This window comes from Pseudoalteromonas sp. CH_XMU1449-3 (assembly GCF_037027245.1).
In the GTDB taxonomy this organism is placed as follows: domain Bacteria; phylum Pseudomonadota; class Gammaproteobacteria; order Enterobacterales; family Alteromonadaceae; genus Pseudoalteromonas; species Pseudoalteromonas shioyasakiensis.
This window is the reverse complement of sequence record NZ_JAYMDY010000003.1, coordinates 234745-250560: the sequence shown is the minus strand read 5'-3', so window position 1 is coordinate 250560 and position 15816 is coordinate 234745. Positions and strand designations below refer to the sequence as shown.

The 15816-nt window shown below is 40.5% G+C and carries 14 protein-coding genes; 8 read left to right on the top strand and 6 right to left on the bottom strand.

Annotated features, from left to right (window positions below; all coding sequences use genetic code 11):
- Positions 1-41: 41 nt before the first annotated feature.
- Positions 42-341, bottom strand: a complete 300-nt coding sequence (locus tag WA256_RS06045; RefSeq protein WP_269408366.1) for a DUF1496 domain-containing protein — start codon at positions 339-341, stop codon at positions 42-44.
- A 77-nt stretch (positions 342-418) separates the two neighbouring features.
- On the opposite strand from WA256_RS06045, the gene WA256_RS06040 reads away from it, so the two are divergent.
- Positions 419-649: a TIGR02647 family protein gene (locus tag WA256_RS06040; protein ID WP_054563059.1), complete on the top strand. Its 231-nt coding sequence runs from the start codon at positions 419-421 to the stop codon at positions 647-649.
- Positions 650-702: 53 nt separating this feature from the next.
- Here the strand turns inward: WA256_RS06040 and maiA are convergent, their stop codons facing one another.
- Both maiA and hmgA read right to left on the bottom strand, forming a co-directional pair.
- The gene (gene maiA, locus WA256_RS06035) at positions 703-1332 is read right to left on the bottom strand and encodes a maleylacetoacetate isomerase (protein ID WP_054563060.1); all 630 of its coding nucleotides are present in this window, start codon (positions 1330-1332) and stop codon (positions 703-705) included.
- A complete protein-coding gene (gene hmgA / locus WA256_RS06030; protein WP_335989740.1) occupies positions 1332-2636 on the bottom strand; it encodes a homogentisate 1,2-dioxygenase in 1305 nt (434 codons plus the stop codon). Before hmgA ends, maiA begins: the two co-directional genes overlap by 1 nt.
- 103 nt (positions 2637-2739) lie before the next feature.
- Here hmgA and WA256_RS06025 point away from each other — a divergent pair, with 103 nt between their 5' ends.
- From WA256_RS06025 to WA256_RS06005, 5 genes are all read left to right on the top strand, one after another.
- Positions 2740-3195, top strand: a complete 456-nt coding sequence (locus WA256_RS06025; RefSeq protein ID WP_335989738.1) for a MarR family winged helix-turn-helix transcriptional regulator — start codon at positions 2740-2742, stop codon at positions 3193-3195.
- A 95-nt stretch (positions 3196-3290) separates the two neighbouring features.
- Positions 3291-4103 carry a hypothetical protein gene (locus WA256_RS06020; RefSeq protein ID WP_062565497.1) on the top strand — a complete coding sequence of 271 codons (813 nt, stop codon included), beginning with the start codon at positions 3291-3293 and terminating at the stop codon, positions 4101-4103.
- Positions 4103-5143, top strand: coding sequence for an extracellular solute-binding protein (locus tag WA256_RS06015; protein WP_054563064.1), 1041 nt, complete (start codon positions 4103-4105; stop codon positions 5141-5143). The genes WA256_RS06020 and WA256_RS06015 overlap by 1 nt, the downstream gene beginning before the upstream one ends.
- Complete coding sequence (locus tag WA256_RS06010) at positions 5143-6642, top strand: ABC transporter permease (RefSeq protein WP_063530111.1); 1500 nt, start codon at positions 5143-5145, stop codon at positions 6640-6642. Before WA256_RS06015 ends, WA256_RS06010 begins: the two co-directional genes overlap by 1 nt.
- An 11-nt stretch (positions 6643-6653) precedes the next feature.
- A complete protein-coding gene (locus WA256_RS06005; RefSeq protein ID WP_269408361.1) occupies positions 6654-7664 on the top strand; it encodes an ABC transporter ATP-binding protein in 1011 nt (336 codons plus the stop codon).
- Positions 7665-8069: 405 nt separating this feature from the next.
- Here WA256_RS06005 and WA256_RS06000 read toward each other — a convergent pair whose 3' ends face one another.
- Both WA256_RS06000 and WA256_RS05995 read right to left on the bottom strand, forming a co-directional pair.
- A complete protein-coding gene (locus WA256_RS06000) occupies positions 8070-11192 on the bottom strand; it encodes a TonB-dependent receptor (RefSeq protein ID WP_335989731.1) in 3123 nt (1040 codons plus the stop codon).
- A 34-nt stretch (positions 11193-11226) separates the two neighbouring features.
- Entirely contained in the window at positions 11227-12090 is an 864-nt protein-coding gene (locus WA256_RS05995; protein ID WP_335989729.1) for a S1/P1 nuclease, read from the bottom strand.
- Positions 12091-12309: 219 nt separating this feature from the next.
- Here WA256_RS05995 and WA256_RS05990 point away from each other — a divergent pair, with 219 nt between their 5' ends.
- A complete protein-coding gene (locus tag WA256_RS05990) occupies positions 12310-13212 on the top strand; it encodes a hypothetical protein (protein WP_054563069.1) in 903 nt (300 codons plus the stop codon).
- A complete protein-coding gene (locus tag WA256_RS05985) occupies positions 13199-14146 on the top strand; it encodes a hypothetical protein (protein ID WP_063527523.1) in 948 nt (315 codons plus the stop codon). The genes WA256_RS05990 and WA256_RS05985 overlap by 14 nt, the downstream gene beginning before the upstream one ends.
- A 58-nt stretch (positions 14147-14204) precedes the next feature.
- Here the strand turns inward: WA256_RS05985 and ushA are convergent, their stop codons facing one another.
- Positions 14205-15812 carry a bifunctional UDP-sugar hydrolase/5'-nucleotidase UshA gene (gene ushA, locus WA256_RS05980; protein WP_335989725.1) on the bottom strand — a complete coding sequence of 536 codons (1608 nt, stop codon included), beginning with the start codon at positions 15810-15812 and terminating at the stop codon, positions 14205-14207.
- Positions 15813-15816 lie beyond the last annotated feature (4 nt).

The window sequence follows — 15816 nt, the reverse complement described above, 5'->3', positions numbered from 1 at the left end:
ATTTGCAACCGCGCAATAGTACCCTATCTGTGCGTTTTAAGCTAATTGACGTGAATCGTTTTCGCTTGTTTAGGGTAAATAATCTCGCCATTAGCATTTAGTCTGAGCCAAGCCAAATCACTGTTTGAAAAATTAGGCTGTTTAGCAGTGCAAATTAACCTAATATCGCCAACAGTAATATACGCACCTTCGGTATAGCGTTTATTTTCATACCAACACACTTTTTGATTGTTTAATGCCTCTTGACCATCAAGCACAATTAGTGGTTTTTCCTTTGCTAGCGCTTGGTTTAGAAACCCTAAAGTAAACAAAGTACTTAACAGTAAAATTTTCTTTAACAAAATGCGCCTCCCGTTGGGCAGATCTGTATAACTACACTAAGCTTATGACAAGGAATAAATAATAAAAAGGTGAACACATGCAATTTGATAAAAATATGATCGACGAACTAACCCTGCTTGCAAAATTTCCTCGCAACTCTCAAATGCAGGGAATTAAAATTCATTCCGATGCCGAAAGCTCAATTAAAGATGCAGCAAAACGTCTTTATGATAAAGGTATTACAGATAGTCCTGATGGTGGCTACTTAACCGACTTAGGGCTCGATTTAATTAACCATGTGAGTGTGATTAACTCAGCGCTTAGATAACAAATAAAAAAGGCCCGAAATGTTCGGGCCTTTTTAAAAACAAATCTTAAAGCTTAAATCGCATCTGGCTGGTTTTGCGGTGCAGCATCAATAAAGGCATCAAGCTTATTACATTGCTCATATACCGCAGCAATTTTAGGGTACTTGGTCATATCGACTTTAAAGCGCAAGGCATTAAATACTTGCGGCACTAAGCACACATCAGCAAGCGTTGGTTTGTTGCCCACACAAAAAGTGTTCGCTTCATTAAGTAGCTTTTCGATACTTTCAAAGCCCACTTCTACCCAATGCTTATACCAGGTCGTTTTTGCTTCTTCATCAACACCAAGATCGTTAGCCAAGTACTTTAATACACGCAAATTATCGATAGGGTGGATATCGCACGCTACGGCATAACATAAATTACGGATCTGAGCTTTTTGCCATGCATCACCCGTTAAAAGAGGCGTTTCTGGATGAGTTTCTTCTAACCACTCTAAAATAGCCAGCGATTGCGCAAGTACACCTTGATCAGTTTCAAGTGCTGGCAATAACCCTTGTGGGTTTTTAGCTAGGTACTCGTCACTTTGCTGTTCTGATTTTAATAAATTAACCGTCACCAACTCGTGATCAATGTTCTTTAAATTAAGCGCAATGCGAACTCGGTATGCAGCTGATGAACGAAAATAGCTATAAAGTTTCATTATACGTCCTGTTTACCTGTGAAATGTTTTTTAATAGTGCGCCAACAATCTGTGTAGTTAGGCTGACGCTCTTTACCTTCAAGGGCATATTTAGTTGGTGAAATAACGTAACGCGATTCGAACATAAATGCCAAAGTGTTTTCGTAGCGTTGTGGTTCAAGCTCAGCATTTGATGCTTTTTCGAATACATCGGCTTCTGGACCATGTGGCGACATACAGTTATGTAAGCTAGAACCACCTGGTACAAAGCCATGTTCTTTAGCATCGTACACACCTTCTATTAAGCCCATAAACTCACTCATAATATTACGGTGGTAATAAGGTGGGCGGAATGTGTTCTCAGCCACCATCCAACGTGGAGGGAAGATAGCAAAATCGATATTAGCAACACCCTCTGTACCAGATGGTGATGTTAATACAGTAAAGATTGATGGATCTGGGTGATCGTAACTTACTGTATTCATAACATTGAATCGAGCAAGATCATATTTGTAAGGTGCACTGTTACCCGTCCAAGCAACCACATCTAATGGCGAGTGACCAATATCACAACGGAACATATTGCCATTGAATTTAGCAACGAGTTCAAAATCACCTTCAATATCTTCGAAAGCCGCTACAGGGTAGTGGAAGTCACGGTCATTAGCATAACCATTGGCACCCACTGGGCCGCGCTCTGGTAAAATATAGGCATGGCCATAGTTTTCACAGATGTAGCCACGTGCTGTATCGGTGAGCAAATCAACTGCGAACTTAATGCCACGAGGAATTACGGCAATTTCTCCTGCACGAACGGTTAGTTGCCCGCACTCGGTTCTAAGTAATAGCTCACCTTGTTGCGGCACAAATAACATTTCACCATCAGCATTATAAAAGTAACGGTGTTGCATTGATTTATTAGCGACATAAATATGAATACCAATACCTGTTTGTGCATTGGCACTACCGTTGGCAGCCATAGTGACTAAACCATCTATAAAATCAGTTGGCTGTGCTGGAATTTCAATTGGATCCCAACGTAGCATTGTCGGTGGTGTTGGCACTTCTGTAATAGGAGCGGTGCGAATAAGGCCATTATCAATTGGCGTGTAATCACCTTGTATTACTGACGGGCGAATGCGGTAAAACCAGGTACGACGGTTATCAGCACGGGGCGCTGTAAATGCAGTTGTGCTGAACTGCTCAGCATATAAATCGTATTTAACTTTTTGCGGGCTGAATTGACCGATAGGTAATGCACCGGGTAATGCTTCGGTTTCGAATTCATTACCAAAGCCTGTCATATATTGTAATTCGTTATTCATCACTAGACTCCTGAAAGGTTTTAGGTAAGATACTCTCATGTGAGACTAAATTCAAACTACACTGAATTTACTTGTGTAAATATTCTTTGACAGTAGTGCAGCTATGACGACAGATAATCAAACAACGCTCGATTTAAAACAGTTCTTACCTTATTCATTAACCAATATTGCAATGCAAATGAGTGAGCAGTTTAGTGAGCTATATCAACAGCAGTTCGATTTAACGGTTCCACAATGGCGTATAATTGCGAATTTGGCGCAATATGGTGAGCGTACTGCCAAAGAATTATGTGATATGGCACAAATGGATAAATCAACGGTGTCTCGTGCAGTAAAGTCGCTATTGACAAGAAACCTTATAATAGCCAAAGAAAACCCTAAGGATAAACGCGCAAGTTTGTTATCACTATCCGTTGAGGGGAACCGTTTGCATGAGCAAATTGTGCCATTAGCAAATGAGTGGCAAGCAGGTTTAGTGAGCGACTTAGGTAGCCGAGAACTTAAACAATTTATGAACACTCTTAGTAAGCTTTCCAATCACTTAAATAAAAATGTGTAATTCTGTAATCAAGGCTTTATAGCAATTGATTTAGACAATCGATACGTATATGATAATGGCTATCATTTACAATTAGAAACTTGGATGTCCCCCCTATGAAATTAGCGTTAAACACCGTTAAAACACTAGGTCTTAGCCTAGTATTAGCATCTACTTTTATTGCCCAACCTGTATTGGCAAATGGCCCAATTGGTGAGCACGTTAATCATCTAAAAGAAAATTTAAAAGATTACTCAGAAGACGTTGAGTGGATGATCGGTAAAGTTGACACCATGGTTACCGATTATGAAACAAAAGGCGCAAAAGCAGTTAAAAGCGATGATTTAATTGAATACTGGGAATCAGTAAAGTTTCACAGTGCGATTGAAACGAATTATGTACCGGTTTATGCATCAATCTGGCAAGGCATTTATGGTATCAAAATGGCCATTGATGACAAAAAACCAGCAAGCGAAGTACGTGAGCACCAAAAGGCCTTAAATGCTGCCTTGTGGCAGGGTCTTGGAGCTGTTAAACTTGCTGCCGACTTCCAGCAAAAAGGCTTATTAAAAGCTGTAAAAGCAACTGCTTCTGAAACAATGACGCAAAGCGCTACTATCGATGAGATCAAACATAAATTAGACCGTGTTGTTGCAAAATACGCAGAACGTTTAAGCGATGAAGCAACGCAAATTGTACACGATACTTACCTTCACTTATTCGAAGGTGTTGAAGGTACACTTATCGAAAAAGATGCGAAGTTAGTAGAAGTTCTCGAAAAAGATTTTAACGTAACCCTGCCTAAAGCTATTTCTGATAAAGGGTCTGTTGACCAAGTACGTGCAGTGGTTGTTGATATGCAAGAAAAACTAGATCGCGCTAAGGTGTTACTAGAAGAAGCCGAAAAAGCACGTAAGGATGTATTTTAGTGAAGCGTAGGACCTTTATTCAAGGCCTGGCTGCGTTTGGGGTAGTGGGCGCAATGCCGCTACCTCTTTCTCGTGCCTTTGCAGCCTCTGCTGCAAGCCCTATTTCAGTGAAAGACTTACCCGCCCTAGAGGGTGACTTAACCTTATATTTAGGCCGTGGTGAAGGTGGTTTGTACGAAAACGTACTGCAATCAATCCAAAAGAAAAACCCAAAACTTAATTTATCAATTCGCCGTGGTCCAACTGCTGCACTTGCCAACATGATTGTGGCTGAAGCGAAAGCGGGTGTTAAACGTGCTGATTTATTTTGGGCCGTTGACTCAGGTGCGATTGGCTTAGTAACAGACGCAGGTTTAGCTAAACCACTACCAAGTGACTTAGAAGCGCAATTACAACCTCAGTTCCGCTATCCGGGCTGGGCACCAGTGACAGGTCGTATTCGTACATTACCTTACAACACTAAGCGTTTATCAAAAGATCAGATCCCAGATAGCATAATGGCTATTGCCGATAGCGATTTATCAATTGGTTGGGCACCTGCTTATGCTTCTTTCCAATCATTTGTCACGGCAATGCGCATTCTTGAAGGTGAAGATAAAACGGCTAAATGGCTTAAGAAAGTTCAAAAACGCTCGAAAACTTATGCCGGCGAGCTTGGCGTAGTGATGGCCGTTGAACGTGGTGAAGTGGATATTGGTTTTGCAAACCATTATTACACGTTACGTCTTAAATCAGGTAAACCAGATGCAAACCTTGATCTTGCTTTTACCAATCAAGATGCCGGTTGTTTAGTTAATGCATCAGGTGTGTTATCGCTGACAGACAACCCGAATGCAATGAACTTTATGCGCTACTTACTAAGTTCTGAAGTACAAAGTTACTTAGCACGTGAAGCCTATGAAATTCCATTGATCCAAGGTATTGACCAGCCAGCTGGATTACCAGCCTTAACGGATGTGTCACCGCCGAAAATCGATTTAACTCAATTGGCAGATTTAAGGCCAACACTCGACCTTATGCGCAGTAGCGGTGTTTTATAATGCGCATACCTGCTTCTTATCCCATGGCGCTGCTTGCAGCGCTTTTGGCGTTAGTGCCAGTTTATATTCTGATCACTTTAGCCAGTGATGCGACGGCTGTTTTTGATAGTCACAATTTAAAAATTCTTGGTAACACTTTATCACTTATGGTGTTAACTGTTTTAGGCTCTATTTTAATTGGCGTGCCTCTGGCGTTTATTAGTGCCTATGTTCAACTTCCTTTTAAAAAGCTTTGGCTTGTTTTGTTTGCAGCGCCACTTGCTATTCCAAGTTATATTGGCGCGTTTACTTTATATGCAGCATTTGGCCCCGGTGGTGAGATAAATCAGCTGCTAGGCTTTGAAACCCCGCCTATGTATGGCTTAACTGGCGCCGCCATTGTAATGACGCTATACACGTTTCCATTTGTAATGCTTACAACGCGTTCGTCTTTACTTAGTCTAGATGCCAGCATGGTAAACGCGGCTCGCACTTTAGGTATGTCGATGCCGATGAGTGTGTTTAAAGTCATATTACCGCGTGTAATAAACGGTATTGCGGCGGGCTCATTACTGGTTGCACTTTATACTCTATCAGATTTTGGTACACCGGCGATGATGCGCTTAGATACCTTTACCCGCGTTATCTATGTTGAATATAACGCCTTTGGGTTAAGCCGAGCAGCGATGTTATCGCTACAATTAATGGTCATAGTAGGCTTTTTACTGTTCATCGAATCACAAATTAAAACAGCTTCTGAGCGCCACGGTAGACCGCTGATGTTATTCCCATCTAACGGACAAAAGTTAGCCATGCTGGTGACTTTTCTACCAGTTTTATTACTGGCTATTTGCTTGCCGTTAGCCATATTTACCCTGTGGCTTGCACGTGATGGTGTTGCCGATTTTGATTTCAGCATTGCGTGGAACTCGGCTTATGCATCTGGCATTGCGGCTATTGTCGCTGTTGTTGTTGCTATACCTGTAGCCCATGCTGCACTAAGCGGTAAAGTAGGGCGCATTATGGAACGGGTAACTTATTTCGGATTTGGTATACCAGGTATCGTAATGGGCACTGCACTTGTTTATGGAGGCCTGCAATTACCGCTTTTATACCAAACTCTGGCATTATTAGTGATTGCCTACGTGCTACGCTTTTTACCACTGGCAGTTGGCTCTGTGCGTACCAGCACAGAACACTTAGATTCGAGTTTAATTAAATCAGCACGCGTATTAGGCGCAAGCCCTCGTGAAGCATTTATGCGTATTACCTTGCCTTTAACACTGCGCGGTATCATTGCTGGTGCAGCCTTGGTATTTTTAGAATCAATGCGAGAGCTTGAAGCAACATTGTTACTCGGCCCAACAGGGTTTGAAACCCTATCAACTTATTTATGGCGTGTTTATGAAGCCGGTTATTTCGGTCGCGCTGCAATACCTGGGCTCTTGTTAGTAGTGATATCAGCATGTGGCTTAGCTATAATGCTCTCAGGCGAAAAGCGCAGTCAATTAGAACATTAAGGATCAGTTTAATGCTATCAGTTAGTAAGCTGTCTATCGATTATGGTAGCAATCGTGTGGTAAGTGAACTCAACTTATCACTTGGGGAAAGTGAGATCCTCATGCTAGTTGGTCCAACTGGCTGTGGTAAAAGTACAATTTTACAAGCGTTAGCTGGGCTTATTCCTATCAGTGAAGGCGAAATTAATTTAGGCTCATGGCGAGCTACCCCAAAGTTAAAAGTTCCACCAGAAAAACGTAAAGTGGGTATGGTATTTCAAGACTTTGCGTTATTCCCGCACTTAACAGTACAGCAAAATATTTGCTTTAGATTAACCGATACCTCAAAAGCTGATCATTGGATTAAGTTACTGGGTCTTGAAGCATTTCGTGATAAAAAGCCCGCTACTTTATCGGGGGGTCAGAAGCAGCGTGTAGCCCTTGCCCGTACATTGGCTCACGAACCTGACTTTGTATTGCTTGACGAGCCTTTATCAAACTTAGATGCAGCTTTAAAAGACACCCTTCGTTGGGATATTCGTAATGCATTAAAAGATGCAGGTGTTCCTGCAATTTGGGTAACCCATGACCAAGAAGAAGCCTTATCTGTTGGTGACCGTGTTGGCGTATTAAAAGAAGGCATTATTCAGCAAATCGATACCCCTGAACGCTGCTTTAGCTTACCAAGCAATCGCTTTGTTGCACGCTTCTTAGGTGAAGCAAGTTTCATTGCTGGTAATTGTGAAGGTGATATTGCCACCACTGATTTAGGTAATGCACCAGCGATTAAAGTTGATCATGATACTGCAAAAGTTGATGTATTACTTCGCCCTGATGATGTTCACCTTATTCAAAATGCAGCTACTAGCAATGGTAAAGTGACCTGGGTGCGCTACGAAGGTGGCAGCCGCTTATGCGCTGTAAAATTAGCGTGTGATACTGTGGTGACAAGCCGAGTAAGCCATGAAGTGATGGTACGCCCAGGTGATGCAGTACATGTATCTATTAACACAACACACCCACTTGCAGTTTACGCAGCTTAAATAAAGATATCTGTGCAGGTCTAAATGGCCTGCATTTTTTAGAAAGCTTTCAGCTGTCAGCCATCAGACGCGAATAAAATCTGCTACCTAGCAACTTGCTAACTTTCCTCTAGAAGCTTTACTCTCATAACTCTTATCTCGTATCTCGTTACTACAACCATTCACTGCTAAAGCCCGTCCTACGGAAATTTTATCAGGTATTAGACTCTAGGTTTTAGGCACTAGAACGCGATGTAAAATCGCTGTTACCTTGCAACTTTCTAACTTTACTCTTGAAGCTTTACTCTTGCTAATTTTCCCCTAGTAGCTTTACTCTCGTAACTAGCAACTCCCTAACTTTCTCTAAAACGTAAAAAGCCCGCCAGTAGGGGCGGGCTTTTGTTTTATAACAAGTTTAACTCGTTATTAGAATGTGTAACGCACACCTACACGCATTTCCCAAACTGATGCGCTGCTTTGAGTTGCAGTTTTACCATTGTTAGGGTTGAAGTCTGAGTATACGTAACGACCTTGGTCATCAAGGTCTACGGTCACCATGCTGTTACCAACAAAGCTACCTTTCTTAAGTACGCCCCAGTCATCGTTTAACATATTAGTTAAGTTATCGATAACGAAGAATACTTCACCTTTGTGACCAGGCATGAATCCAGGTACTTCCTGAGTCATCTTGAAATTAACTTTAGTGAACCAATCAGCATTTTGACGGTTACGACCAGAGATTTCACCACGAGCTAAACCTTGAGCAGAAATCCACTCGTTAAACTCAGTTACTTCTTCAGGAGTCATGTCGTAAACAACGTTAGGGTCATTCACTTCAGGGATATACATTAGCTGACGACCACCGTTTGAGTTGCTATCACCCCAAACGCCGTCTGAATCATCAAATGTGTAGCTGTAAGGTAGACCTTTGTACGTTTCGCTGAACAGGTTGAAACGAGTGTTGTAACCATCAAACAACTCAGTTGTGTAGCCTAATGTCATAGTAAAGCGATGCGGGATCTCGTAATCAGATGTGTGTGCACCTGGATTAGTCGGATCATATGTCGCTAAGTTACCGTAGTTTGAGCTCGCTACAGAGCTTGTCATAGGGTTAACATCAGTTGAGTCAGTGTAAGCATAAGCTAGTTGTACGCTAATACCGTTATCAAAACGTTTGCTCATTGCAGCTGAGATAACATGAGACTCACCGCTGTCACCACTTACATTAGTTAGTAGTAAATCGCCGTAACGGCCTGTTTCTTTTTCTTCAAGAATTGGGCGACCATCAAATGTAGTGTTACCAGAATCTTGTAACGCGATATCTTCTAGGAAAGCAGCATCTTTACGTTTAGTGAATAAGTAATCTAGTGAGAATACGTACTCATCTTCAGTTGTGTATGTTGCACCTACTGAGTATTTCCACTCTGATGGCATTTCGAAGTCTGGGTCAACAGCGTTTACTGATGAATCACCTGAACCAATGACTGTGTTTGCAACTTGATCGTAAAGGCTTTGTGGTACTTCATAACCTGGTGTGCCGCCGTTCACGTTTGGCGTAGCGAATAGGTCAACACCACCTCTGATTGATGTACCAATGTTAGTGATACCATCATTCGAGTATGAGTTAGATAGCCATACATTCGGGTTACCACCTGAGAATAAACCAACACCTGCACGTACTTCTAGTGCATCTGTTGCGTACCACTCAAAACCAACACGTGGTTGAATTAAATCGATGCCGTCGAATGTTGATTGGTTGCTGAAACCGTAACGGTTTGTAAAGTTTTCATTATAGTTAGGTTTGTCGTCACTTGTGTATTTGTCGTAACGGAGACCAAACGTTAATGTTGCATCTAAATCTGTAAAGCTGTACTCATCTTGAACGTATAATGTATGTTGAGCATAGGCAAAACTTGCTGCAGCATCAGTAGGATCATTTGTTCCTGCCGCGTTGTTGTAGTAAACACGGTCTGCAAAACCATCTTCAAAATCATCAACTGATTTAAAACGCCACTCACCTTGAGTATGCTGAACGAATTGGTTGAATACGTCTAACTCTTCAAACTCGTAGCCAGCTGTAATAGTGTGTTGATCAAGGTAGTATGTACCCGCAATTTTTGCTGTCACTGTTTCGTAGCTAAGAGCATTAGATTGACGAGAATCATCTGGACCGATATAGATAGTACCGCCGTCTTCTGTACGAATTTGCATTTCACCGAAGCTACTTGCAGCATCTAAAGAGCGAACAGTCTGATCTAATTCTGATTTCCCTAAACGAATTTCAGTTGAAAATTCATCAGACCAATCTGAATAAAGTGAACCAATGATTGATGTAAATTCAGCACTTTGCTTGAAGAAGTGATTATCTAAAGTAACAGTGTTGCTGTAAGCATCTGACTGAGACAGTGTAAAACCATCATTATAGTTATAGATTAAGTTTGCACGGTGGTCATCGTTGATATTCCAGTCTAACTTAACTAAGATTTTTTCATCTTCAACTGGTGCGCTTGATGGCATGCCACCTGCGTCATAACCGTAAACGTCTTGAGCGATTTGTTGTACACGTGCAACGTCTGCAGCTGTAACACTACCTGTGTCTAGGCCGCCGTAGTTGTATTGTTTTACACCTTCAAGTTTTTCGTAAGATGTGAATAAGAAAAGGCTATCTTTAATTAGTGGTAAACCAACGTTGAAGCCGTAACGTTTTTCGGTGTAATCACCGTTATCGTAGTCTTCACCTTCGATTTTATCACCTTTCATTGAATCATTTGTGTAGTCGAAGAAAACACCACCGTGTACTTCGTTACCACCTGATTTAGTAACAGCGTTGATGTTACATGATGTGAAACCACCATATTGAACATCAAAAGGTGCTAGTTCAACTGCCACCTGCTCGATTGAATCAAAAGAGAAAGGAGCACGGATTGTAGGGTAACCGTTAGAGCTTAAACCGAAGTTATCGTTCATACGAACGCCGTCTAGCGTTAAGCTGTTGAAACGTGGGTTACCACCACCACAGTTGATTGAACCGCGGCTATCGTCAATTGTTACACGTGGATCGATACGAACGATATCTTTTAAATCACGGTTGATAGCTGGTTGGTTTTCTAAATCTTCAAGTGTGAACGTTGCAGCTGGGCCTGTACCACCAGACATACGGCTGATTGGACGACCAGTAACTACGATTTGTTCTACATAAGATTGTCTCTCTAACGTAACATTAACTGGGTAGTCAGCACCAACTTGTAGGTTGATGTTGTTGAATGTTTGATCTGCGAATACGTCAGAATCTACAACAACGCGGTAAGGACCACCTACACGTAGGCCTTTTGCTGTGAAGTAACCCGCATCGTTCGTTTCAGTTTCTTTAGTTGAACCTGAAGGTAAGTGAACGATAGTAATCTTAGTGCCTGCAGCAGGGTTGCCGCTAGGACCTTTGATTTGACCCTTGATAGCAGATGTTGTTTCATTTGCTAACGCTGCACCACTCACACCAACACATGCTGCAATAGCAAGTGATAGAGCTGTTTTGCGGAGTTGGATTTTCATTATGTTATTTCCCGTGTTAGAGGTTATGTTTCATTTATAGTTTGCTGTCAGTTGGCATCTTAAGTGCCTTTACTAACGGTTTTGCTGATTTATCAAATAGATTATTTAATAAACCTGCCAATCTTATCCCGCCTTGTTGTAGGCGAGTTTTAACAACCGGTAAGTTTTTATAGATATAACTATAACTTACGTTTGTTTCATTTTCTTTATACAGAGAGTTTGCAATGTTATTAGATTCGATTAACCAATCGCTAGGTGAACTGGCAAGGTAGTCCGTTATTAACGCTTGATTTGTTGTATTTATAAATTGCGCAAACTCAGTATAGGACAAATTTTCATTTTCAATGAGTTTTGTGTCCCACAAGCTATGTAAATTGGTATCTTGACCGAAGAATGTGACAGAAATATTGTTGCCGCCGCGATCTTCACCACGACCAGCATGAAAAGGTTGATGGCTATCACCAACAAGGTGAACTAAAAAACGCAGTGCGAACTGTTTTTCACCTAGAGAAGCTTTTTGGTTTTGTAATACTGAGATTGAATATTCCATGCCTTCGAGGATATCTGACACGGTTTCTTTGTTATGGTGGGCATGTGAGTCGTAATGTGGTTTGGCTTCACCTTCTTTAAAGTTAATGTAGTGCCAGCGCGAAGATTTCTTTTGCCAGAATTTTTCTGGAGCAGAACGCATTTCATCAGCCCACGTTGCTACCTGTGGTAAAGAATCACCATCAAGTAAAGGAACTAATGCTTGCTTGGTGGTGTCTGTAATATGCTTAGATGCAATTTCACCAATAATACGGTGACCATTCTGACCCCATGCATTAGCCGGGTTACTTAACACAGCTGAAATAACTGGTGTCGATAACAGCAACATTTTTATTGTTTTTTGTAACATTGACTCAGTGTCCAAAAATGAATGTGCCCTGAAGCACGATTTCTTGATGCATATTTTCCTGAATTTAAAAGCAAATAGAAAGGACTCAATAAGATTCATAATTTCTTGTTCATATATGTTATTTATCAATAACTTAAAATATTCAGGTAAAATTACTTGTTGTAATAAGTAAGAATAATTGTTCAAATAGAGACAACGGAGCGTTGTTGGCTATTAAAATTGAATTTAAGAACAATACTAATAAAAAAATCGTCGATTGTTACATTTTTGTTTCTAGCAGTTATTTTGTTTTTTTATATCGGAATTTTGCAGGGTAAACCGGCTGTATCTGATATAGATGCATTTATTGAAACGTCTTTTCAATGTGATACTAAATCAGAGGTTAACCTTAACGAGTTAGTGGTTTATTCATCGGGCAAAGTATTGGCTGAGGATGTCGCTAAAACTTTGTGCGCTGATGACATCATTAGTAAACAATACGGCAAGGTCACCTCTTATTGGGGTTATAAAACTTCTGACACTATTGAGTTTTTAGGTAAAGGGATTGCAGATCTGATCCTGGCTAAAGAAAACTTGATTAATGCCTTTATGGCCGAGTCAACCTATAACTACCAAGCAGTTGTTGGCTTTCCTGACTACACTGCTTATTTAATTTCTAGTAAAGAAAAGCCACGCATTGAAAAAAGCTACTTTTTAGATAAACGTATTGGTTTGCTTGATTACCCAACGAGCCGCTCTGGACACATTCTCCCTAAACAATTATTTAAAAAATTAGATATCAACCTAGAAAACCTAAATATCACTTACGCAAGTTCGCATACTGAATTAAGAGAGCTGCTTGCAAGTGGTAAGGTCGATTTGATTTCTTCTTATTGGCAAGACAGCGACCAGCAACGTTTTTCTAAAAACTACATTACGCCTATACGTGACAATATAAGTGGTAGTCGTTGGTATTTAAAAATGCAGGATGAAAACACCGACCTTTTATGTGCAGTTCAAGCGCAGTTAACCCAATTGGCACACAATCAAAACTCTCATTACTTTAATCATGTTGAGTCTTTTTGGGAATGTGAGTCGACTCAGCAAACAATGAAAGTAGGGGATAGCAATGCTGCCAATTAGAGTAAAACTTGCTTATGGCGGAGTATTTATAAGCTGTTGCTTGGTTTTATTTGCCAGCTTTATTACAGCAAAAGCTTATAAGACAACAACTAATGATGCCCTGACTCTAGCAAAAGTTGAAAACCGCATTGCCCTTGATTTAAACCATTTAAATTTACCTGATGATTTTTTAAAGCATTCAGGTAGTAAAGATATGGTACTCAATTATATCGCGCGTCTTAATGCACAATTAGCTGACTCAGGCGTGATGGTTTACTCCATTGAGGGGATCTCTGATTATCCTGCTCGTGCAGATTTAATCACTAAGCAATTGCATGCACCACAAAAATCATTAACGGTTAGCTTTGTTGTGGCATCGTCTTTATTTGCTAAAGATGATATCGCTGTGTTGATTTTGGTGTGTTTATTTGCAGCTGCATTTACTTATTTATTATTTATAAGTGAACGCACTAAAATCCAAATTGCTAAACACGAACCAGAAGTTGCAATTCAGGTAGAAGAAAAGCCTAAATTGATAGTCGATCTTCAAAATAAAACTTTGGCTGCTAGCTGTGCTGTTGATAAAACAGTGGCGCTTGCTAATAAACCGCTGTGCTTTTACCTTGCATTGGTTGAGTTTTGTATTGAACATCCTGATGTAGTGCTTAATCAAAATAAAGATGTACCAGAAGAATTACTGACTTTAGCAAACAAGTATTTTTACCGGTTAGTAGAGCTTGGTCATACAATACGTAAGCGCCCAAACTTTACCAATAGTTTAGAAAAAACATTAAGTGAAATTCGGGCTGCACTTGATGAAGTTTGGCAAGAGCAGCCGGAGATAAAAGAAACCTATTATCCACCTAAGGCCCATGGTGAAGGCTCCCGTTCTCGATTACATCATTACGGATTGAAAGCAATTGAGATTGCCGATATTGAAGTCATTGGGAAGTAATCTAGTTTAAAAGTAAAAAGGGAAGTCACTGACTTCCCTTTTTCTATTTAAGTAGTCTTTATTTAGGGGCGTAATCAGCCGCTTTAACAGGACTATTTTGCTCAAAGAAGCGTTTTAATGCCTGTGCATCTGTATCATCTGTACTCACAAAGCCTTTTTTACTGGTAAGAGTAGGGTAACCATCACCACCAGAGGCATTATAGCTGTTAATGCTCATACGATAAGTTTTAGCCATATCAAGTGGTTTACCAGCAATTTTAACATCAGATAAAGTGTCGTTATCGCGTTTAAAGCTTAGCTTATAATATTGTAAGTAGGCACCTGAATCAGGAGGGAAAGAAGTAACAACCTGTAAGTAGTCAAATAGTTCTTGGCCTGTCATATCAATATAGGTGATACGGTTTTTAAAAGGATGAACTTTTAAAATATCTTTATAACTTACATCGCCTGCTTGAATGCTATCGCGAATACCGCCACCGCTTATCAAACCAAAATCAGCACCCACTGACTGCATTTGTGCAGCAATAATAACGCGTGCTAAGTTTACTTGCTCATAGCGTACTTTATTGCGGTCACCTTCAAGTTTTGCATCCACGTTACCTATTTTACCAGCAATTTGTGCTGCGCCTTTTTGCTGATAAACCGCAAGGATGTCTTGTAAGTTTTTGTTTGGTTCAATGTACTCAGCCGCTAGCTTTTTATTGCCGTTTTCATCATCGATATAAAGATTTACAGGAATAAGTGAGTAATTGATCAAAGTTAATTCATCGTTTTCTAATTTGAATTCAGCTTTACCAACATATTTACCCCACTCATGGGCTTGCATGATCCAAGTTCCATTTTGTTGGTCAGGCTTACACTCTTTACCTGGCATAAAGCTTTTGTCAGCAACATTGGCTTCTTTCATACACACTGGCTCTTGTGAATGACCGCCAACAATAATATCAAGCATCCCTTTTGGTAAGTTGCGCGCCATAGTCACATCACCGGGTGCATTAATACCAAAGTTAGCATCAACATAGTGACCCATGTGAGTAACAGCGATTGTAATATCTGGGTTGTACTGTTTATCAATTTCTGGAGCTAACTTTGCAGTAACGTCTGTAGGGTCTTTAAATTCTAGGCCACCGATATATTGCGGGTTACCGATTTTAGCGGTATCTGTGGTAGTTAAGCCGATTACAGCAATTTTAAGCCCATTCTTTTTAAAGATTTTATAGCCTTGGTAACGATTTTCACCAGTTGTTTTATCGATGATATTGGCTGATAAAAAAGGGAAGTTTGACCATTTTTGTTGTTGATCAAGTACTGCCAGTGGATTATCAAACTCATGGTTACCAATTGCCATGGCATCATAACCAATTAACGACATACCTTTAAAATCTGGTTCCGCGTGTTGTAAGTCAGACTCTGGAATACCCGTATTGATATCGCCACCAGAAAGCAGTAAAACAGCATGACCTTGTGCTTTGGCTTCGGCTTTTAGTTGATCAATTAAAGTCTTACGAGCAGCCATGCCATATTCACCTTGTTCGTTATGCCAAAAACGACCATGGTTATCATTAGTATGAAGCAGAGTTAAATATTGGGCTGAATCAGTATTATTAGAAGAGGAGCTACATGCGGTTAGGGTAACCAGTAGCGATGTTAGTAAAAAAAAGCGCATAATT

Excerpts from the sequence above, each read along its gene's own strand:
- WA256_RS06010 (WP_063530111.1), top strand. The coding sequence starts at position 5,143 with ATGCGCATACCTGCTTCTTATCCCATGGCGCTGCTTGCAGCGCTTTTG.
- WA256_RS05985 (WP_063527523.1), top strand. The coding sequence starts at position 13,199 with ATGCTGCCAATTAGAGTAAAACTTGCTTATGGCGGAGTATTTATAAGC.
- WA256_RS06020 (WP_062565497.1), top strand. The coding sequence starts at position 3,291 with ATGAAATTAGCGTTAAACACCGTTAAAACACTAGGTCTTAGCCTAGTA.
- hmgA (WP_335989740.1), bottom strand. The coding sequence starts at position 2,636 with ATGAATAACGAATTACAATATATGACAGGCTTTGGTAATGAATTCGAA.
- maiA (WP_054563060.1), bottom strand. The coding sequence starts at position 1,332 with ATGAAACTTTATAGCTATTTTCGTTCATCAGCTGCATACCGAGTTCGC.
- ushA (WP_335989725.1), bottom strand. The coding sequence starts at position 15,812 with ATGCGCTTTTTTTTACTAACATCGCTACTGGTTACCCTAACCGCATGT.
- WA256_RS06040 (WP_054563059.1), top strand. The coding sequence starts at position 419 with ATGCAATTTGATAAAAATATGATCGACGAACTAACCCTGCTTGCAAAA.
- WA256_RS05995 (WP_335989729.1), bottom strand. The coding sequence starts at position 12,090 with ATGTTACAAAAAACAATAAAAATGTTGCTGTTATCGACACCAGTTATT.
- WA256_RS06000 (WP_335989731.1), bottom strand. The coding sequence starts at position 11,192 with ATGAAAATCCAACTCCGCAAAACAGCTCTATCACTTGCTATTGCAGCA.
- WA256_RS06025 (WP_335989738.1), top strand. The coding sequence starts at position 2,740 with ATGACGACAGATAATCAAACAACGCTCGATTTAAAACAGTTCTTACCT.
- WA256_RS06005 (WP_269408361.1), top strand. The coding sequence starts at position 6,654 with ATGCTATCAGTTAGTAAGCTGTCTATCGATTATGGTAGCAATCGTGTG.